Here is a 17,996-nt window from a genome sequence, read left to right as displayed (position 1 = left end):
CGCTGGTAGGTGTTAGCCTACTCGCTCGAACGGATTGGCGGGCGCTACCAGTATTACCTTCTCACGCTCAACCAGCACCTGGCCGGGCAGTGCGCCTTTGGGCTTGCGTACAAACTTCTTGGGCGTGACCGTGACCGGGCAGAGCGAGTCGTTCTGGCGGCGCGAATACCAGGCCGCCAGCTGTGCCGCCCGCTCTATCACGGGTTCCGGCACCGGCTGCCCGGCCCGGTGCCGCACCACCACGTGCGAGCCGCTTACGTCCTTGGCGTGCAGCCACAAATCGTCTTTGTGGGCGTAGCGTTGCGTGAGCAGGTCGTTGTTCTGGGCATTGCGGCCCACCAGAATCGTGAAGCCGCTGTCCTCGAATATTTTGAACGGCAGCTCCTGCACGGTTTTGGCTTTGGTTTCGGGTTCCAGCTGGTGCTGCTTGCGCCACTGGCGCAGCGTTTTCAGCTCGGCGGGCAAGGCGGCCAGCTCTTCCAGCCGCTCTAGGCACCAGAATGCCTCAGCTTCGCGCCGTTCGGCCCGCTCGGAAAGCTGCCGCGTTTCAATCTGCTGGTTCTTGGCCTTGCGGTACAGGTTCTGGGCTGTGCGCTGGGGCGTTTCGGTGGGCTTGAGCTTGATGAGGCGCGGCTGGTTGTCCTGGTAGAAATCTACCACTTCCACCTGCGTGGCGCCAGCCGGAATCTGGCTCAGGTGGGCCATAATCAGGTCGGCGGTTTGGCGGTAGCCGGCGGTATGCTCCAGCGCGTGCAGGCGGGTGCGGGCCATGGCGGCGCTGGTGGTGGCCTCGTCTGTGCGGCGCTCCAGCAACTGGCGCACCTGCCGCATTTCCGATTCGTAGGCCCGGCGGCTGAGCGCCAGCGGCACAAAGAGGCGCAGAGCGGCTATCGGCTCCGGCGGCAAGGTACGCTCCACCTCGCCCAGCGGCAGCAGGCTCAGGCGGGTGCGGCCTTCCAGCGTGATGATGTAGAGTTTCGTAGGGTTTTCCAGCCGGCTGATAAGCTCCTGTACCTGTTGCTCCCGTTCATCGGGCGTAGCTAGGTCGTAGCCGTGGGCGCGCAGGTAGCGGGCAGGCAGGTCGGAGAGGGCAGGGTAGCGCTTAAGTGGATTAAGGGCGCTTTCAGGCGTTGCGGTGTCGGGCAGCGTGGGCGTATCAGACTGCGGTGCTGCTACCGGCCGGATATCGGCGTCGGGCGTATAGCGCTGATGGAATAGCTCGGCCGGGTCGTCATTAGTCGGGCGGAAAATGGCGTTCGGGCGCGAGCTGTACAGCTTAAACAGGAGCGTAGCGCCACTCTGGAAGCGGAATTGCAGCACCCTGTCCTGGGGCAGCGCGGCTACCTGCTGCACCTGCTGACCCAGCAAACCCGGCAGCAGGTCCACAGAATTGGCGCGGGCGCGGTGGAAGGTCTCGGGCAGCGCCAGCGCCGGAAAGGCCGCGGAAAGCTGTGCTTTCAGCCAGAACTCCGCCGTACCGTTGGTCAGTCCTATCACCAGCTCATCTTTCTCCTGCGAAAAGCACGTGGCCACCCGGTAGCCTTGTAGCTGCTGCGTGAGGGCGGGGGCCAGCAGGCGCAGGAAGTAGTAGTTGGTGTGCATGGAGTGAAAAGCAGAACTACCTGAGCCCAAAAGTTACGGGTAGCGTAATCGTATCTTGAGTAGCGGCCGGAGTGAATCGGAGTTGCCCGAATTTTCTCTCGGCTTCCTGTACCAGCAATAGGAGAGATTCGGGCGAGTACAAAGTAGCATCAGAAATTTCCTGCTTCAAGAGTTTCGGCTTCTTCACAATTCCATCGGGCCTGACAATCAAGCGAAACTCGAAATGCGCAGTTGCCAAGGTTCCACGGGCAAGCGCGTAGTCGGTATGCTCCAGAAAGTCATTAGGTATAACAAGTCGTCGTTGTAGCCACTCAACAGCTTGGCGTCTTTGTGTTATACTGGTTACTGAATCCGATGTAGTCCAGAAGCGTGGCAAGGAAGCAGGGGAGAAAGACGGCTTTCCAGCCACCATTAGCGGCATACCAGGGCTGGTATGTATGCCCGTACCGGCTTGCTGGGCCATTGCTGGTAGAGCAACCGCGCTCAGAGCTGTAGCTACGATAGTCCGAAAACCCATATGCCAACCAGCCTATGTTGAGTAATGCTACCCCACCTCCAGCCGCAACCCGTCATACGCCAGCCGGATAAAGTCGGGCAGGGTGGCTTCTACGTCGCGGTGGCGGCCCAGCAGGTGGCTGATGTGAGTGAGGTAGGCGCGCCGTGGGGCCAGCTCTTCCAGCACGGCCACCGCTTCCGACAGTGAGAAGTGCGAAATGTGTTTTTCGTGGCGCAGTGCATTGAGCACTACCACATCGGAGCCGCGCATCTGGTCCAGCGCGGCCGAGGAAAGGTGGTTGGCATCCGTCACGTAGCTGAAATTGCCGACGCGGAAGCCCAGCACCGGCAGCTTGTAGTGCAGCGCCCGGATCGGCTGGAACGGGACGCCCTGCACGTCAAACGGTGCAGTGTCGCTGAGAATGGGTACCGTTTGCACCTGCGGCACGCCGGGGTACTTGTGCTCGGCAAAAATGTAGGCGTACTCGCGCTTCAGCTGCTCCAGCACCCGCGGCTCGGCGTACACGGGCATGTCCTGCTGCTGCTTGAAATTATAGGCCCGGATGTCGTCCATGCCGGCCGTGTGGTCTTTGTGCTCGTGCGTAAAGACCAGCGCATCCAAATGGTCAACCCGCTCGCGCAGTACCTGCTGCCGGAAGTCGGGCCCCGAGTCGATGATGATGCTTTTGCCCTGCGTCTGCACGTGCACCGACACCCGCAGACGTTTGTCGCGGTAGTCGAGCGAGCGGCAGACCGCGCAGTGGCACCCAATCACGGGCACGCCCTGCGACGTGCCCGTGCCAAGGAAGGTAACAGTCATTAATGTGCTGATTGGTGGATATGCTGATGTGCTGATGAAGGTATACTATTGAGTTTCTTCAAGCAGCACATCAGCACATTATGGCATCATCACATTACCCAACGTACTGCTTTACCACGCGGACCAGCGCATCAAAGTCGAGGGGCTTGGGCAGGTAGTCCGTCACGCCGGCTTCGCGGAACTGCTCCATCGAGTAGTTGTTGGCATTACCGGTGATGGCAATAATCGGAATCTGGGAAATCCGCTCGTCTTTGTGGGCCCGGATTTCGCGGGTGCACTCCATGCCATCCTTCACCGGAATGTTGATGTCCATCAGTACGCAGTCAATCGGCTGGCTTTCCACCTGCTTAATGACTTCGCCGCCATTCTTGGCCGAAACAATGCGGTATTTCTGCAGCTCGAGAATCTTCTTGGTCAGGTTCAGGATGACAGAACTGTCTTCGGCAATCAATATTGTTTTCGCGTCGCTCATGGGAGAGAAAGAAGAAGGAGATGTTGGGAGGGCGAATGGGCAAGCTAAAGCTACAGCGAGCTAGGACACTCAGGCATCACTGGTTACGGCAGGATATATCGATTTGAATTGTGCGAAATAACGCAACAAATTCTGGAAATTCTTCTCTACGTTTTCGGATAGACCCTGTTTCAGTTCATGCTCCAGCAATTGGGCACACTCGGCCATTTCAGTGAGGCCCAAAGTGAAGCCAGTGCCCTTTAGCTGGTGCAAATGTGGTAAAATCTGCTCGTACTGCCCGCTTCGCACCAGAGTTTCGGCCTCGTCCAGTAGCTGGCCGGCTTCAGTTTCGAAGTCTTCGTAGAGCTGGGCCGCAAATTCGCCGCCGCCCAGCTGGCGAAGCTGCTCCAGCACCTCAGCGTCAATAACCAGTTGAGGCAATGAATCTTCTGAAAGGCTGGCAGCGGCAGGAGCTACCGGCGCCGCCGGCAAAGCCGGGGTAGCGGGCCGGGCAGCCTCCAGCGGGCCGGCCAGCACCCAGCGCCGCAGCACGGCGTGCAGATCCTGGCTTTTCACCGGCTTCGACACGTAGTCGTCCATGCCCTCATTCACGAACCGCTCGGCGTCTTCCTTCATCGAATAAGCCGTCATGGCTACGATGGGCGGGGTGGTTTTGCCCATCCGGCGCCGAATTTCGTGCATGGCCGTGAGGCCATCCATTTCGGGCATCTGAATGTCCATGAAAATCAAGTCGAAGCTGGCGTTGGGCGCCGTAGCCTTGCTGATGGCTTCGAACCCGTTGTCGGCCATCACAATGTCGCAGCCCAGCTTATCGAGTAGGCGGCTGGCCACTTTCTGGTTGATGGGGTTGTCATCGACGAGCAGCACGCGCGGAGCCACCTCAAAGCGGCTGATGTCGGAGGCCCGCTCGCGGGAAGCGAGGCGCTCCTGCACAATTTCCTCTTCGTTGTAGGCCGCCCGGCAGCGCAGCGTAAACCAGAAGGTGCTGCCGTCGCCCTCGTTCGAGAATACCCCGATTTCGCCGCCCAGCAGCTCGGCCAGCTGCTTGCTGATGGCCAGGCCCAGGCCCGTGCCGCCAAACGACTTGGTAGGCGTGGTGTCGAGCTGAGTGAAATTGGTGAACAGCAGCTTGGCGTTGGCTTCAGAAATGCCGATGCCCGAGTCCTGCACGGCCACCCGCAGCGTGTAGGCGTCGCCCTCGCGCCGGGTGGTAGACACCACAATGCTGACCGTACCCTGCGCCGTAAACTTGATGGCGTTGGAGGTCAGGTTGCTGAGCACCTGCAGCAACCGGTTTTCATCGGTGATGATGAAGCGCGGCGTATTGGGCGCAATGTGGTAGGTGAAAGTGAGGTTTTTCTGCTGGGCGCGGTTGGCAAACAGCGAGTGAATCTTGTCGAGGGTGTAGTGCAGGTCCATGCCCTCCTCGTTGAGTTGGAGCTTGCCGGCCTGAATCTTCGACAGATCCAGAATGTCGTTGAGGATAGCCAGCAGTGCGTCCGACGACTTGCGCAGCGTGTCCACGTACTCTTCCTGCTCCTCCGACGACACCGTCTGGTGCAGCAGGTCAATCATACCGATGATGCCGTTCATGGGCGTGCGCAGCTCGTGGCTCATATTGGCCAGGAACAGCGTTTTGGCCTCCAGCGCCGTTTCGGCGGCGTCTTTGGCGCGGCGCAAATCGTCCTGCATCTGCTTGAGGCCCGTAATGTCGCGCCCGATGCCTTCCGTGCCGTAGCCGCCCTCCACCGAGCGCGCATTCACGAGCACGCTCACGGAATGGCCCTCGCTGTGGCGCATGGCAATTTCGAAGTTGCGGGCCTCTCCGTACTGCTGCACGCTCCTGATCAGGGAGTCGCGCTCAGTGGGATACACGTAGTAGTCGCCGATGTATTTGCCCGTCACTTCCTCCGGAGTGTAGCCCAGCATTTCCTCTACCGAGGGGCTGACCAGCGTAATTACGCCGCTGCCGTCGGTGCGGTAGTACACGTCCTGAAACGACTCGAAGATGGCCCGGAACTTCTCTTCCTGCGCCGCCAGCTCCAGCTGCCCGCGCTTTTTCTCGGTGATGTCGTGGGCAATGCCCGAAATTTCCTCAAACGAGCCATCGTCGAGGTAGATGGGGTTGAGGAAGATTTCGCGCCACGAGTCCAGGCCCCGGGAGTCGCGCAGGCGCACTTCAAAGCGCTGCGGGTGCCCCTGAAACGCCTTGCGGTAGTTTTCCACGAACAGCTCCCGGGCCTCTTCCTCCATCATGGCCAGGTCGGCCTGGAACAGGTTTACGTTGGGCGTAGGGTACACGCCGTTGCGGCGCAGGAAGTAGGCCGCATAGTTGCGGTTGAAGCTGGTGAGGCGGGAGTGCGTATCGACGCTCCACATCAGGTGCGAGCCGCTCTCGAAGATGGCGTTCAGGCGGGCGTTCTGCTTCTGAATCTGCACCTCGTTGCGCTTGCGCTCAATGGCCAGCGCCACCTGGTTGGAGATGAAGTGCAGAATCTCCAGGTCGGTGGGCGCGTAGGCGTCGGCCTTGTAGTAGTCCTGCACAGCAATTACGCCGATGATCCGCTCCCCGATGCTCAGCGGCGAGCAGAGCATCACCTCCGGCATCAGCCCATAAGCCGTGATGGTGCCGCTGCTGATCAGCTCCTGCAGTTCCTGGCGCAGCATGTACTGCGGCCGCCCGGTGCGGATAATGTACTCCGACATGCCCGACGAAAACGGCCGCGACACGGCGCCCACTTCGCCCTGCGTGTTCTGGTCCACGAAATACGCGAACTGCAGCTGCGTGCGGGCCTCGTCGCAGAGGGCAATGTAGAAGTTGTTGGTTTCGATGATCTTGCTCAGCTCCCGGTGAATAGCCCCGTAGAGCGAGTGCAGATCCTTGGAGCTGATGGCCAGATTGGCGATGCTGTAGTACACTTTCTGCAGCCGCTCGGCCTTGATCCGGTCGGTGATGTCGTGCAGAATGGCGCGGGTGCTTACCGGCTCATCGTCCTGCCAGGAGCAGGAAATGGAGCCGATGAGGTGAACGGGCTTGCCGGTTTTGGTCAGGAACACGGTTTCCAGCTTGTTCACCTTCTCGCCCTTGTACAGGTTGCGCAGCTGGTAGAGCAGCTTGGCCTTGTAGTAGGGGTGCACCACGTCGGAGAGGGTCAGGTGGGGCAGGTCTTCGTCTTCGTAGCCCAGCTTCTCCTTCCAGGCCTTGTTCACGAACAGCAGCCGGTTGTCGATGCTCAGGTTCTGAATCAGGTCGTGGGCATTGTCGAGGAAGTCCTGGAGGCGGTTGCGATTATCGGTGAGGGCGCGGGCAGCCACGTGGCGCTCCGTAAAGTCGCGCCCCACCACAAAAACGCCCGTAACCTGGCCGGTGGGCGAATACGTGAATTCGGCGTGCCAGTAGACCATGCGGGCCTGCCCGCTCTTGGTGAGCAGGGCCAGCTCGTAGAAATCGTGCAGCCGCTCTTCCCGAATGCTGGCCAGATATGCCTGGCGGCGCGTTTCGCGCTCTGCCACGGGAGTAAGCAGCTCGTGGTACTGCCGGCCAATTACTTCCTCCCGGGTGTACTCCGTGAATTCGAGAAAGAAGTCGTTGACGTCCTGAATAACGCCTTCCCGGTCGGTGCGCACATAGCTGAGCGTGGTGCGGGAGAGCAGGTCGCCGAGGCGCTCCTGGGTGCTGTCGAGGATGTTCTGCTGGGTCTGTAGCGCCTGCGCCTGCGCACTCTGGGTGGCATCGCGCAGAATAAGCTGCACCCGCACCACCCCCTCGGGCAGCGCAAGGCGGTGCAGCGTAGCCCAGACGGTAAGCGGGCGCTGATCGGGGTAGCGCCCGTACCACCAGCGCGAAACGGCTTCGCCCGTTCGGGCTGTGTGCTGCACTGCCTCCCGCAGCAGGGCTTCGCTCTGCCATTGCTCCTGCGGCGGGGCGGCCAGCGGGCCCGGTGCGGCCAGAGCCATCAGGCCGGTGGCGCGCAGCTCGGCACAGGTAGCGCCCAGCAGGCGCTGCGCGGTCTGGTTGCAGTCAACAAGGAAGCCCTGTTCGTCATACAGCAGCAAAGCATCGTAGGCTTCCTCAAAGAGGGCACGATACAGGTCTGTCGGCGGGGCCTGGGCGGAAGTGGCCGGCGGGGCAGCGGGTCGCGACATCAGAAAAGACAGTGGCCGGCGCGGTAGAGCAGGTGGAAAGTATCTGCCGCCCGGGCTAGGTTTAACCGTTAAATTTGTCAAAAATATCCCAAACCCCCGCGCTTTTCGTGCCTGCCCTTCCGGAACAGGTGCCCGCGGACTGCCGTATGCCCGCACCGCGCCTGCTCTTCACCGTCACCACCGATCTGAACTACGACCAACGCATGCAGCGCATCTGCGCCTCGTTGGCCGCGGCCGGCTACGACGTGCTGCTGGTGGGGCGGGAGTGGGCCCGCTCGCTGCCGCTCACGCCGCAGCCTTATGCCCAGCATCGGCTGCGCTGCCGGTTTCAGCGGGGCAAGCTGTTTTATCTGGAGTTCAACCTGCGCCTGCTGCTGTATGTGCTGGGGCAGCACGCCGCCGCCTGGTGCGCCATCGACCTGGACACGGCGCTGCCTGTGTGGCTGCGGGCCCGGCTGGGCGGCCAGCCTTTTGTGTACGACGCGCACGAGCTGTTTACGGAGGTGCCGGAAGTGGTAGCGCGGCCGGCCGTGCAGCGCCTGTGGCGCCGCGTCGAGCAGTTTATTGTGCCCCGGGCCCAGCTCGCCTACACGGTAGGGCCGGCGCTGGGGCAGATATTCGAAGCCCGCTACGGCCGCCCGTTCGCCGTGATTCGCAACATCAGCCGGCTGGCAGAGGAGGAATTGCCGCCCGCGCCGGCGGCTGCTCCGCCCACGGGCTACATTCTCTACCAGGGCGCGCTGAACGCCGGGCGGGGGCTGGAGCAGCTGCTCGACGCCATGCCGCAGGTAGCGGGCCGGCTGGTTATCTGCGGCGAAGGCGACCTGTCGGAGCCGTTGCGGCGGCAGGCGGCGCGGCTGGGTCTGCTGGAATCCGGGCAGGTAGAGTTCCGGGGGTTTGTGCTGCCGCAGGAACTGCGCGAAGTGACGCGCCACGCGTCCCTGGGCCTGAACCTGCTCGAAAATACGGGTCTGAGCTATTATTACTCGCTGGCCAACAAGTTCTTCGATTACCTGCACGCCGGCATTCCGCAGGTGGTGGTTGATTTTCCGGAGTACCGCGCCCTCAACGACCAATACGCCGTAGCCGAGCTGGTGCCCGACCTGCAACCCACAACCCTGGCCACGGCCCTCAACCGCCTGTTGCGCGACGAGCCCGCCCGCTACCAGCACCTGGCCGAAAACTGCCGCCGCGCCCGCCCCGAGCTGAGCTGGCAACGCGAGGAGCAGCGGCTGCTGGCCTTATACGCCACGTTGGTTGGCCCTCCGAATTCTGTTTCCGCATGAGCATCCTCTCTGACCTGATAACTTCCCTCGGGCCCACACTAAGCACCGGCCGGCCCACGCTGCTGGTAGTGGCCGGGCCCACCGCCGTGGGCAAAACGGCGCTGTGCGTACAGCTGGCCCAGCATTTCCAGACCGAAATTGTGTCGGCCGACTCGCGGCAGTTTTTCCGGGAGATGAGCATCGGGACGGCCAAGCCTACACCTGAGGAAATGCAGGGCGTGCCGCACCACTTCATCAACTCGCACAGCATCACGCAGGACTACAATGCCGGCCGCTTCGAGGCCGACTGCCTGCAGCTGCTCGACACGCTTTTTCAGCGGCATCAGGTGGTTATTCTTACGGGTGGCTCGGGCCTCTACCTGCAGGCCGTAACCGATGGCCTCGATGAACTGCCTCCCGCCGACCCCGCCATTCGGGTGCAGCTGCAGCAGGAACTGGCCGAGCTGGGGCTGGAACACCTGGTCGCTGAGCTGGCCCGTCTCGACCCCGTGGCGCATGCCCGCATCGACCGGCAAAACCACCAGCGGGTGCTGCGGGCCGTGGAGGTGTGCCGCGCCACGGGCCAGCCGTTCAGCAGCTTCCATACCGGCCGCACCGCCGCCGAGCGGCCGTTTCGTATCCTGAAACTGGCCCTCAGCCGCGAGCGGGAAGAACTCTACACGCGCATCAACCAGCGGGTAGACCAGATGCTGGAAGCAGGCTTGCTGGCCGAAGTGAAGGCCCTGCTGCCATACCGCCACCACAACGCGCTGCAAACGGTGGGCTACCAGGAAATATTCGGCTACCTCGATGGGCTCTACGACTGGCCCGAGGCGGAGCGCCTGCTCAAGCGCAACACCCGCCACTACGCCAAGCGCCAACTCACCTGGCTCCGCCGCGACGCGGAGTACCGGTGGGTTTCAATGAGCGAATGAGTAAGTGAGTGAATCTGCAACCGCCAACTGGCTGGCTGTCAGATTCACTCACTCATTGAAAAACTATACGCTCAGGATTTCTACCATGCGCATAAAGCTCTGGTTGATAAGCTTTTTCTTGTTGATAGTGTCGCTGAAGGGAGTATAGACCAGCTTGCGGTCTACGATGCCGGCCATGACGTTGTGCATGCCGTTGAGCAGGCCTTCCACGGCCGCAATGCCAATCTGGGAAGCCAGCAGCCGGTCGGCGGCCGAGGGGGCGCCGCCGCGCTGAATGTGCCCGATAATGGTCACGCGGGTATCGAGCTGCGGAATGGCTTCTTTCACGCGCTGGGCCACGGTGTGGGCGTTGCCTTCTTCCTCGCCCTCAGCCACTACCACAATAAAGGAGGTTTTGGAGCGCCGCCAGCTGCTTTTCAGCGACTCAACCACGGCTTCCGTCGACATCTGGGTTTCCGGAATCATCACAATTTCGGCGCCGCCGCCAATGGCGCAGGGCATGGCAATGTAGCCGGAGTCGCGGCCCATCACCTCCACAAAAAAGCACCGGTCGTGCGAGTCGGCCGTATCCCGGATTTTGTCGATGGCCTCCAGCGCCGTGTTCACGGCCGTATCGTAGCCGATGGTATAGTCGGTGCCGTACAGGTCGTTGTCGATGGTGCCGGGCGCGCCGACGGTCGGAATGCCAAACTCTTCCTCAAACAGCGAGGCGCCCGTGAACGTGCCGTTGCCACCAATAGCGACTAGGCCTTCAATGCCGTTGTTCACCAGTTGGTCGAAGGCCTGCTGGCGGCCTTCCCGGGTTTGGAATTTCTGACTACGGGCCGATTTCAGGATGGTGCCGCCCTTCTGAATGGTGTTGGCCACCGAAGCCGAATCAAGCCGTACAAACTCGCCTTTGATCATGCCGCTGTAGCCGCGCATGATTCCGTATACTTCAATGCCGTGGTAAACGGCCGTGCGCACCACCGCGCGGACGCAGGCATTCATGCCGGGCGCGTCGCCGCCGCTAGTGAAAACTGCTATGCGTTTCATCATACTACTTCTCAAAAGTCATTCCTGTACTCACCCGGAGCCCGGAACAGGCAAAGGTGGCAAATCAATGGCGAAAAGCCGTCCTATTTCTGCCGGGCCCCGAAATTTTGGCCGGCCGGGCCGGCTGTTTTTTTAGCCCTTACGTAAGCAGGCGTGTTGGAAACCAGTGCCCGGACGAGTAACTTCCCCATTCGGCCCCGCGCCGAATAACTTACCTGTTCTCTTCCGCTCCCTACTCAGCTCCCACCTATGTTTGGCTTTTTTGAAAACGAGCAGACCCGCAAAATTAAAGGGCATATCCAGAATCTGGCGGCCCTGGCCAAAGCCGATGGGCACCTGGACGAGCGGGAAATGAGCTTTATTGTAGCAGTAGGGAAGAAGAACGGTATTCGGGCCGACGAAATCCGCACTATCGTGGCCGGCAGCAGCAACCACCGCGTGGTCGTGCCCGACAACGATTCGGAGCGGTTCGACCAGATTTTTGATATGGTGGATATGATGCTGGCCGACGGCATCGTGGACGACAGCGAAATGACGTTCTGCACCGTAATGGCCGAAAAGCTGGGCTTCCGCAAAGATGTGGTGAGCCTGCTGGTCAAGAAAATCTCGCAGGGCGTGAAGGATGGTATGGACCGCGAAGACATCAAGACCGAAACCCAGGCCTTGCTGTAACTTGCAGCTACAGGCTCCATTACACAAACCGGCCCCCGCCCGATACCTATTTCCAGGTCAGGCGGGGGCCGGTTTATAGTTTCTACCTCTTGCTAGTGAAGTGAGTCGATGGCTCGCAGCAGAGCGGCGCAGGCTTCGTCGATTTCGGCGTCGGTGATGATGAGGGGTGGGGCCAGCCGCAGGGAATTGTCGCAGAATAGGAACCAGTCGGTGAGGATGCCTTCGTGCGCCAGGGCGTGGTCGATGATGGGCTTGAGCACCTCGAACGAGTCGAACTCGACGGCCATGAGCAGGCCGCAGCCGCGCACGTCCCGGATGGCGGGGTGCACCAGCTGCTGCCGGAACCGCGCCGCTTTTTCGGCCACACCGGCCAGCAGGTTTTCCTGCTGAATGGTGTGGAGCGTAGCCAGCGAAGCCGCGCACGACACCGGATGCCCGCCAAACGTGGTGCAATGGCCCAGAATGGGGTTGGTCTTGAAGCCGGCCATGATTTCCTGCGACGAAATGAAGGCCCCGATGGGCATGCCGCCGCCCATGCCCTTGGCACACAGTAGGATATCGGGCGCTATGCCGAACTGCTCGAAGGCCCAGAAGGTGCCGGTGCGCCCAAAGCCGCACTGGATTTCGTCGAGAATGAGCAGGGCGCCCACCTCGGTGCAGCGCTGGCGCAGGGCGGGCAGGTAGCCCGGCTCGGGCACGCGTACCCCGGCCTCGCCCTGCACCGTTTCGATGACAACGGCGGCGGTGTGCTCGTTGATCAGGGCCAGGTCTTCCAGATGGTTGTAGCGGATGTGGCGGACGTCGGGGAGCAGAGGGCGGTAGCTGTTCTTGAACCCTTCGGAGCCGGTGATGCTGAGGGCGCCCTGCGTGGAGCCGTGGTAGGCGTTCAGGCAGCTCACGAAGCCGGTGCGGCCGGTGTGGCGCTTGGCCAGCTTCAGGGCCCCTTCCACGGCTTCGGCGCCGGAGTTGGTGAAGTACACGCTGTCGAGGTGGGCGGGCAGGGTTTCGTGCAGGGCCTGCGCCAATTGGGCCGGCGGGGCCTGCACCAACTCGCCATATACCATGAGGTGCAGGTACTTATCGACCTGGTTTTTGATGGCTTCCACCACGCGCGGGTGGCGGTGCCCGACGTTGCTCACGCCGATACCGGAAATCAAATCGAGGTAGCGGCGGCCATCGGGCGCGTACATATATACACCTTCGGCCCGCTCAATTTCGAGCAGCAGCGGGAAGTCGGAGGTTTGGGCCTGGTGGCGCAGGAAAAGCTGGCGGGGGGTAAGCATACTACTCTAGCAACAGAATGAAGCCCCAAAGGTACGGCTCACCGGCCGCCGCACCCGCGCCTGGGCGCCGCGTTGCTGGCCGACAAGGGCATTGGGCAACTCTGAAAATCCAAGAACCCGATTACAGAGTACAAAAAAGGCTGCCGAGGCAGCCTTTTTCTGAGTAGCGGGAAGTGTACCCGGCGGGCTGGTACCTGTTTCCTCTATACGGGCGCTACGTGTGCCGGTCCGCTGGGTGGTCGAACGGTTCTGTCGGCGACCCGGCAGCCCACGAAAAAGCGGGCGGACGGGGGCATACCAGGCTTCACTGCCAGATTGCCGTTACGGGCACTCCTCAGTTAGCCGGGCTGCCGCTGGTGCGAGGTCCAACGCCGGGGCGGCCGCCGCGCCGGTCGGTTACGCGCTTGAGCACTTCCTTGGTGAATTGCCGCTCCGCCATGAACAGCTTGCCGACCTGCCGGATAGTAAGCACCTTCTGAAACTTCTCGAAGTACTCTTTCTCCAGACTCACTTCCTGCTGGCGCAGTGCCAGGGCCTGCGAAAGACTCTCTCGGATCTGCTGGTCCGACTGAGCCTCGGGGTCGTCGGTGCGGAGCTGGCGCATGCGGCGGTTTACGTCGCGGCGCTTGGCCGTGAATTCGTTGTAGACGGGCCAGAAGCGCTGCGCCTGGTCGGGGGTAAGGGCCAGCTTTTCGGTGATGTAGGCAATTTTGGCGGTTTCGAGCTGGTTCAGGCGGCCCTGACGGGCGTTGTCGGCCTGGGCCCGGGCGCCGGCAGGCACACTGGCCAGCAGGCAGAGCATCAGTAGGTTGCGAAGCAGGGATTTCATAGGTAAAAGCAGAAAAGACAGCTACAGGTAGAATTCTTCGGTGGGCTGGGCGTCCAGCGCTTCCTGCAGCTCGTCGGGGGAGGCGTACAGGTCGGAATCTGGCAGCGCCTGCCCGGCGTCGGGTAGCTCGGCCAGGTCAGAAAGGCTTACGCGCTGCTCACTGGCCAGCAGATACTGCACCATCTCGCTTTGCGGTACGGCCGCCAGCGTGAAGTCGGTACCGGTTGCCGGCCGGAGCGTGGGCTGGCTCAGCAGAAACGCCCCCGCGAAGCCGCCCAGCACCACGGTAGTCGCCAGCGCCGTGCGCACCGGGGCCGCCAGCCGGGCCAGCCACCCAAACGCAAAAGCAGGCCGCTCTTCAGCAATATCGCCCTGTACGCGCTGCATCACGCGCATGGGCAGCTGGTCGAAGTAGCCGGCCGGGGGCGGGGCCAGGGGCTGCGGCCGGCGCGGGTGCTCATCCAGACGAAACGGGGTTTTCATAGCCATTAGAAGGGGCAGAAGTCGGAAAGTTTAATTGGCCGGGGCGTCGTTGTTGAGGTATTGCTCGATTTTTTTGGCCGCGTGGTGGTAGGAGGCCTTTAGCGCGCCCACACTCGTGCCCGTAACCTCGGCCATCTGCTCGTAGGGCATTTCGTCGTAGTAGCGCAGGTTGAACACCAGCCGCTGCTTGTCGGGCAGGCGCAGAATGGCTTGTTGCAGGCGCCGCTCAATATCGTCGCCGGCCAGGGCGGGGTCGGCTTCCACTTTGGCCGCCAGCTCGGCCGCCACATCGTGGAGGGGCAGAAAGAACTTGCGCCGCTTGCTTTGCAGAAAGCTCAGGCACTCGTTGGTGGCAATGCGGTAAATCCAGGTGTAGAGCGAGGCATCCTGCCGGAAGTTGCCGAGGTGCTTCCACACCTTTACAAACACGTCCTGCGTGAGGTCGTCGGCATCGTCGTGGTCGATGACCATCTTGCGCACGTGCCAGTACACCTTCTGCTGGTACTTGCGCACGAGCTGGTTGAAGGCCACGTTGCGGGAAACCGGGTCAGCGAATTTGAGGAGGATGTCCTGGTCTTCCAAGCAGAAAAAACGGGTTAGAAACGGCGGAAGGCGGCGGGCTGTGGCCGGTTAGAGGCGGCCGGTGGCAGGAGGTTTAATGCGCATAAAGAAAAATGCGGGCGGGCCAGTACATTTAAGCTGTCATCGTAGAAGGCGTTTGGAAATTATCCTGCTTCGGCAAGCTCAGCAGGACGGAAAAGAGGTTTTTACCAAAGCTCCGCATGTTCGCTATGAAGGTAAAAGTGGTAGCTGCTGTGGCGGCGCTGGTTGTTGGAAGCACTGTTCCGCCGGAAAGTGAGCAATACCGGAAGCAGGTGCTGGCCGACAATGCCCTGCGGCCTGCCGAGCAGCTCAGCCGCTACCACCGATACGACTTCTCCCCGCTCTGGTTGAAAACCCCCAACGAGAACGTGCTGGGCTTTATCGGCCAGGGGTATCAGCGCCTGCGCATCAAGCTGCTCACGGCTTGCCCCGACCCGCAGCAGCCGGGGCGCTACCTGGTGGCCGGCAAATCGAAGGTAAACGAGACGCCGCTGCCGTTTGAGGGCACCTTCCGGCTGCTGCACGTGCGGGAAGCGGCGGCGCTGCCCGCCGGCCTGGATGGGGCGCCCGTGCCGGCCGTGAAGGCGGGAATTCTGCTGGCCGAATATGAGCTGAAGGAGCCGGCCGGCCAACGGAATGCGGGCGTGTTCAGGGGCGTGCTGCGTACCAACTGGTATCTGGACCGCCACGGCAAGATGCACTATGACGACCTGCGCAAGCACGCCGGTGCCTTCTCCAACAACCAGGCCGTTGGCACCTGGCAGTCCTACAAAACCCGCCGCACAAAGCCCTGCAACTGGGGCGACTATCGGATTCCGGCTGCCGGCGACCTGGACCAGGGCGCGGGCGAGTTCAGTCCGTCCGACAACTACGTGGCCAACGGCTGGCAGTCGTACGGGCAGGCCTGGGTGGAAAATGATGCCGCAGCCCGGCAGAAGGAGCGGGCGCAGTGGTGGAAATAAGCCGCGCTACTTCGTGCTGAAGGCCACGCCCACCGTCAGGTTGGTGTTGTCGTTGGGCTTGCCTTCCAGCACGCGGCTCTCAAACGTGTAGGTGTAGTTGGCCGTGATGGTGAAGCGCGGCGTGAAGCGCAACGCCAGCGTGCTGAGCTGGTTGACGCGGTAATCGGCGAAGCCACTCAGGTTAGGCAGATAGAAGGTGGTCGAATTCAGCGAAAACACCCCGTACGAATACACCAGCTTCAGCCGCAACGAGCTGCGCGACACGGTGCGGTCCGAGCCGTCCTGAAAGTAAGTGGCCTCCCGGATAAACAGGTTGCTCAACGACACTTCGCGCCCCAGCGAGTCGGAGTAGAAGGCCCAGCCCGGCCCCAGGCCCAGCTGCACCCGCCCCGTGATGCCGCGCAGGTTGCTCCGCTCGTAGCCCCCGATGCCGTAGGCCCGGAAATGGCCTTTCCAGTAGTAGGGCGTGGCATTGAACAGAAACTCCCGCTCCTTGAGCAGCTTTTCCTGCTTGCCGTACGAGAAGCTGCCATTCACCGGCGCCCCGAAGTGCTTGCCCCGCAGAAACGTGACGTTGTGGGTAGTCGTGAGCAGGGTGCGGTTTACGCCGCCCGAGGTGTACTGGCCCGTCAGCTGCCCAGCGTAACGGATGATGGTGGTATCGGGGCGCTGGGCGTGGGCAGGGCGGGCAAACAACAGGTAGAGGAGAAGAAGGAAATACGGAAAGCGCATGCGGAAGGAGGAAGCCGGGTTCCTCAAGATATGTGCAAGTATAAGCGCTGGTGCCCGATGCCGTCGGGTTCAGGATAGCAAATCAGAAATAGAGAAACGCTATTTTTAGGCCTCCACTCCTCTCTTTTCCGCCATGAGCAGCATGATTCAGTTCGTTGCCAACCACGACGATTTGTCGACCGACAAAGGATTTCAGTTTAAATTCTACTGCGACAAATGCCGCAACGGCCACATGTCGCGCTTTCACCCCAACGCCATCGGCATTGCCGGGGAATTGATGCGGGCGGCGGGCAGCCTGTTTGGCGGCAGCTTCTCCAGCGCCGGCAGCGCCGCCTACCACGTGCAGCGCGCCATCGGCGGCAAAGCCCACGATGCGGCGCTGGAAAAGGCCGTGCAGGAAGGCAAGGCCCACTTTAAACAGTGCACCCGCTGCGGCCATTGGGTGTGCCCCGATGTGTGCTGGAACCACCAGGCCAGCCTCTGCGAAAGCTGCGCCCCCGATGAGCACGAAGAGCTGGCTGCCCAGCAGCGCCAGGCGGCCAGCGAGCAAATCCGCACCAAAACGCGCGAGCAGGACTATACCAAGGGCCTGGATTTCCTCAACACCGGCGGCCTGGTGCAGTGCCAGAGCTGCCAGGCCAAGCTGGCGAACGGCCAGAAGTTCTGCCCCAGCTGCGGCACGCCCAACGCCACCGCCCAGGCCAAAGACAAGTTCTGCGGCGACTGTGGCGCCACCGTGAAGCCCGAGCAGCGGTTCTGTGCCGAGTGCGGGGGAAAGCAATAGATGCCCAACGTGCAGCCGTTTATTAGTCGGCAATAAAAATCAAGATGTGACATTAAATTTTGCTTCAGCTGTAACAAACTGCAATAGTAATTGCTAATGCAGTTTGTTACAGCTGCTCTTGTATTGCATTATACAGATTGGTAGAAATGGAATTGCCTACAGATATATTAAAAATTAACAGGCAAAGGGTTGTTGCTGCTTTTCCTGGCTACTTGCAGCAGGACGCGGAAGAAGTAGCAGATTTTTTGCTGGATTGGAATTTCGAATTGCATCCAAGTCTGAATCAAGAAGTGCTTCTGCTGGGGCAGAAGCTAACTATTCCTGGGCGGGTGTATTCAGAGTTACCAACAGAGGAAGCAATAACTACCTTGTCTTCAAGTCAGCAGGTAATCCTCAACTGCCTCTTCTTGCGTCACCACGACGGGTTCGTACGACAAAAATGCTTAGAGCAACTTGTAGATATAGATGAATATTTTATTGCTCCGTTTGTAGTGCACCTGTTGGGTGAATACGTAATTGAAATTCTGTTTGTAGTCAATAGACCTAATTCGGAAAAGGTGGCTAAGTTAATCCGCGAGGAGCAGCCGTAGATTTGGGCATGGATTACCGTGCCTTACGCGAGCGGCCCCGGCAGTTTCTGGCCCTGACCAGCCTGCACGTGGCCGAGTTTGACGACTTGCTCACCGCCTTCGCGCCGGCCTGGGAGCGGCACCACCGCTGGCATACGCTGGCGGGGAAGCGGCGGCAGTTTCCGGCTCACCGCGAACGGCCGACGGCGGTGCTGGCGGGCAGCGATGTGAAGCTGTTTTTTCTGCTCACCTACCTGAAAAGCAATGCCCTGCAAGAACACCAGGCGGCCAGTTTTGGCGTTTCGCAGG

Annotated in this window: 17 protein-coding genes; 7 read left to right on the top strand and 10 right to left on the bottom strand. The window is 61.1% G+C overall.

Annotated features, from left to right (window positions below; translation table 11 throughout):
* Nucleotides 1–12 precede the first annotated feature (12 nt).
* From BUE15_RS09720 to BUE15_RS09700, 4 genes are all read right to left on the bottom strand, one after another.
* The gene (locus BUE15_RS09720) at nucleotides 13–1,602 is read right to left on the bottom strand and encodes an NFACT RNA binding domain-containing protein (protein WP_073283872.1); all 1,590 of its coding nucleotides are present in this window, start codon (nucleotides 1,600–1,602) and stop codon (nucleotides 13–15) included.
* Nucleotides 1,603–2,146: 544 nt separating this feature from the next.
* Nucleotides 2,147–2,917 carry an MBL fold metallo-hydrolase gene (locus BUE15_RS09710; RefSeq protein WP_073283867.1) on the bottom strand — a complete coding sequence of 257 codons (771 nt, stop codon included), beginning with the start codon at nucleotides 2,915–2,917 and terminating at the stop codon, nucleotides 2,147–2,149.
* A gap of 94 nt (nucleotides 2,918–3,011) precedes the next feature.
* Entirely contained in the window at nucleotides 3,012–3,389 is a 378-nt protein-coding gene (locus tag BUE15_RS09705) for a response regulator (RefSeq protein WP_073283865.1), read from the bottom strand.
* Nucleotides 3,390–3,458: 69 nt separating this feature from the next.
* Nucleotides 3,459–7,535 carry a PAS domain S-box protein gene (locus tag BUE15_RS09700; RefSeq protein WP_073283861.1) on the bottom strand — a complete coding sequence of 1,359 codons (4,077 nt, stop codon included), beginning with the start codon at nucleotides 7,533–7,535 and terminating at the stop codon, nucleotides 3,459–3,461.
* A 146-nt stretch (nucleotides 7,536–7,681) separates the two neighbouring features.
* Between BUE15_RS09700 and BUE15_RS09695 the strand changes: the two genes are divergently transcribed.
* Nucleotides 7,682–8,821 carry a glycosyltransferase gene (locus BUE15_RS09695; RefSeq protein WP_084548950.1) on the top strand — a complete coding sequence of 380 codons (1,140 nt, stop codon included), beginning with the start codon at nucleotides 7,682–7,684 and terminating at the stop codon, nucleotides 8,819–8,821.
* The gene (gene miaA / locus BUE15_RS09690) at nucleotides 8,818–9,735 is read left to right on the top strand and encodes a tRNA (adenosine(37)-N6)-dimethylallyltransferase MiaA (RefSeq protein ID WP_073283859.1); all 918 of its coding nucleotides are present in this window, start codon (nucleotides 8,818–8,820) and stop codon (nucleotides 9,733–9,735) included. The genes BUE15_RS09695 and miaA overlap by 4 nt, the downstream gene beginning before the upstream one ends.
* A 63-nt stretch (nucleotides 9,736–9,798) precedes the next feature.
* On the opposite strand, the gene pfkA is transcribed toward miaA, so the two are convergent.
* On the bottom strand, nucleotides 9,799–10,770 hold the full coding sequence (pfkA, locus tag BUE15_RS09685) for a 6-phosphofructokinase (protein ID WP_073284163.1): 972 nt from the start codon (nucleotides 10,768–10,770) through the stop codon (nucleotides 9,799–9,801).
* Between the two features lie 249 nt (nucleotides 10,771–11,019).
* Here pfkA and BUE15_RS09680 point away from each other — a divergent pair, with 249 nt between their 5' ends.
* Complete coding sequence (locus BUE15_RS09680) at nucleotides 11,020–11,442, top strand: tellurite resistance TerB family protein (RefSeq protein ID WP_073283856.1); 423 nt, start codon at nucleotides 11,020–11,022, stop codon at nucleotides 11,440–11,442.
* A 92-nt stretch (nucleotides 11,443–11,534) separates the two neighbouring features.
* Here the strand turns inward: BUE15_RS09680 and BUE15_RS09675 are convergent, their stop codons facing one another.
* The 4 genes from BUE15_RS09675 to BUE15_RS09660 form a co-directional block, all read right to left on the bottom strand.
* A complete protein-coding gene (locus BUE15_RS09675) occupies nucleotides 11,535–12,725 on the bottom strand; it encodes an aspartate aminotransferase family protein (RefSeq protein WP_073283853.1) in 1,191 nt (396 codons plus the stop codon).
* Nucleotides 12,726–13,059: 334 nt separating this feature from the next.
* Nucleotides 13,060–13,554: a Spy/CpxP family protein refolding chaperone gene (locus tag BUE15_RS09670; RefSeq protein ID WP_073283850.1), complete on the bottom strand. Its 495-nt coding sequence runs from the start codon at nucleotides 13,552–13,554 to the stop codon at nucleotides 13,060–13,062.
* A 21-nt stretch (nucleotides 13,555–13,575) separates the two neighbouring features.
* Entirely contained in the window at nucleotides 13,576–14,037 is a 462-nt protein-coding gene (locus BUE15_RS09665; RefSeq protein ID WP_139252202.1) for a hypothetical protein, read from the bottom strand.
* A 30-nt stretch (nucleotides 14,038–14,067) separates the two neighbouring features.
* Nucleotides 14,068–14,619, bottom strand: coding sequence for an RNA polymerase sigma factor (locus BUE15_RS09660; RefSeq protein WP_073283844.1), 552 nt, complete (start codon nucleotides 14,617–14,619; stop codon nucleotides 14,068–14,070).
* Nucleotides 14,620–14,819: 200 nt separating this feature from the next.
* Between BUE15_RS09660 and BUE15_RS09655 the strand changes: the two genes are divergently transcribed.
* Nucleotides 14,820–15,602, top strand: a complete 783-nt coding sequence (locus BUE15_RS09655; RefSeq protein WP_073283841.1) for a hypothetical protein — start codon at nucleotides 14,820–14,822, stop codon at nucleotides 15,600–15,602.
* 6 nt (nucleotides 15,603–15,608) lie between these two features.
* Here BUE15_RS09655 and BUE15_RS09650 read toward each other — a convergent pair whose 3' ends face one another.
* A complete protein-coding gene (locus BUE15_RS09650; protein ID WP_073283839.1) occupies nucleotides 15,609–16,334 on the bottom strand; it encodes a DUF481 domain-containing protein in 726 nt (241 codons plus the stop codon).
* Between the two features lie 142 nt (nucleotides 16,335–16,476).
* Here BUE15_RS09650 and BUE15_RS09645 point away from each other — a divergent pair, with 142 nt between their 5' ends.
* The 3 genes from BUE15_RS09645 to BUE15_RS09635 all read left to right on the top strand — a co-directional run.
* The gene (locus BUE15_RS09645; protein WP_211617624.1) at nucleotides 16,477–17,118 is read left to right on the top strand and encodes a zinc ribbon domain-containing protein; all 642 of its coding nucleotides are present in this window, start codon (nucleotides 16,477–16,479) and stop codon (nucleotides 17,116–17,118) included.
* Nucleotides 17,119–17,264: 146 nt separating this feature from the next.
* Nucleotides 17,265–17,708, top strand: coding sequence for a hypothetical protein (locus tag BUE15_RS09640; protein WP_073283824.1), 444 nt, complete (start codon nucleotides 17,265–17,267; stop codon nucleotides 17,706–17,708).
* Between the two features lie 8 nt (nucleotides 17,709–17,716).
* On the top strand, nucleotides 17,717–17,996 hold a 280-nt coding region (locus BUE15_RS09635; RefSeq protein WP_211617622.1), incomplete at its 3' end, for a hypothetical protein.

The organism is Hymenobacter psychrotolerans DSM 18569 (genome assembly GCF_900142395.1).
Lineage (GTDB): Bacteria > Bacteroidota > Bacteroidia > Cytophagales > Hymenobacteraceae > Hymenobacter > Hymenobacter psychrotolerans.
This window is presented reverse-complemented; position numbering and strand designations above follow the sequence as displayed.

Excerpts from the sequence above, each read along its gene's own strand:
- BUE15_RS09650 (WP_073283839.1), bottom strand. The coding sequence starts at position 16,334 with ATGCGCTTTCCGTATTTCCTTCTTCTCCTCTACCTGTTGTTTGCCCGC.
- miaA (WP_073283859.1), top strand. The coding sequence starts at position 8,818 with ATGAGCATCCTCTCTGACCTGATAACTTCCCTCGGGCCCACACTAAGC.
- pfkA (WP_073284163.1), bottom strand. The coding sequence starts at position 10,770 with ATGAAACGCATAGCAGTTTTCACTAGCGGCGGCGACGCGCCCGGCATG.
- BUE15_RS09645 (WP_211617624.1), top strand. The coding sequence starts at position 16,477 with ATGATTCAGTTCGTTGCCAACCACGACGATTTGTCGACCGACAAAGGA.
- BUE15_RS09695 (WP_084548950.1), top strand. The coding sequence starts at position 7,682 with ATGCCCGCACCGCGCCTGCTCTTCACCGTCACCACCGATCTGAACTAC.
- BUE15_RS09680 (WP_073283856.1), top strand. The coding sequence starts at position 11,020 with ATGTTTGGCTTTTTTGAAAACGAGCAGACCCGCAAAATTAAAGGGCAT.
- BUE15_RS09705 (WP_073283865.1), bottom strand. The coding sequence starts at position 3,389 with ATGAGCGACGCGAAAACAATATTGATTGCCGAAGACAGTTCTGTCATC.
- BUE15_RS09700 (WP_073283861.1), bottom strand. The coding sequence starts at position 7,535 with ATGTCGCGACCCGCTGCCCCGCCGGCCACTTCCGCCCAGGCCCCGCCG.
- BUE15_RS09640 (WP_073283824.1), top strand. The coding sequence starts at position 17,265 with ATGGAATTGCCTACAGATATATTAAAAATTAACAGGCAAAGGGTTGTT.
- BUE15_RS09720 (WP_073283872.1), bottom strand. The coding sequence starts at position 1,602 with ATGCACACCAACTACTACTTCCTGCGCCTGCTGGCCCCCGCCCTCACG.
- BUE15_RS09655 (WP_073283841.1), top strand. The coding sequence starts at position 14,820 with ATGTTCGCTATGAAGGTAAAAGTGGTAGCTGCTGTGGCGGCGCTGGTT.
- BUE15_RS09710 (WP_073283867.1), bottom strand. The coding sequence starts at position 2,917 with ATGACTGTTACCTTCCTTGGCACGGGCACGTCGCAGGGCGTGCCCGTG.
- BUE15_RS09665 (WP_139252202.1), bottom strand. The coding sequence starts at position 14,037 with ATGAAAACCCCGTTTCGTCTGGATGAGCACCCGCGCCGGCCGCAGCCC.
- BUE15_RS09675 (WP_073283853.1), bottom strand. The coding sequence starts at position 12,725 with ATGCTTACCCCCCGCCAGCTTTTCCTGCGCCACCAGGCCCAAACCTCC.
- BUE15_RS09670 (WP_073283850.1), bottom strand. The coding sequence starts at position 13,554 with ATGAAATCCCTGCTTCGCAACCTACTGATGCTCTGCCTGCTGGCCAGT.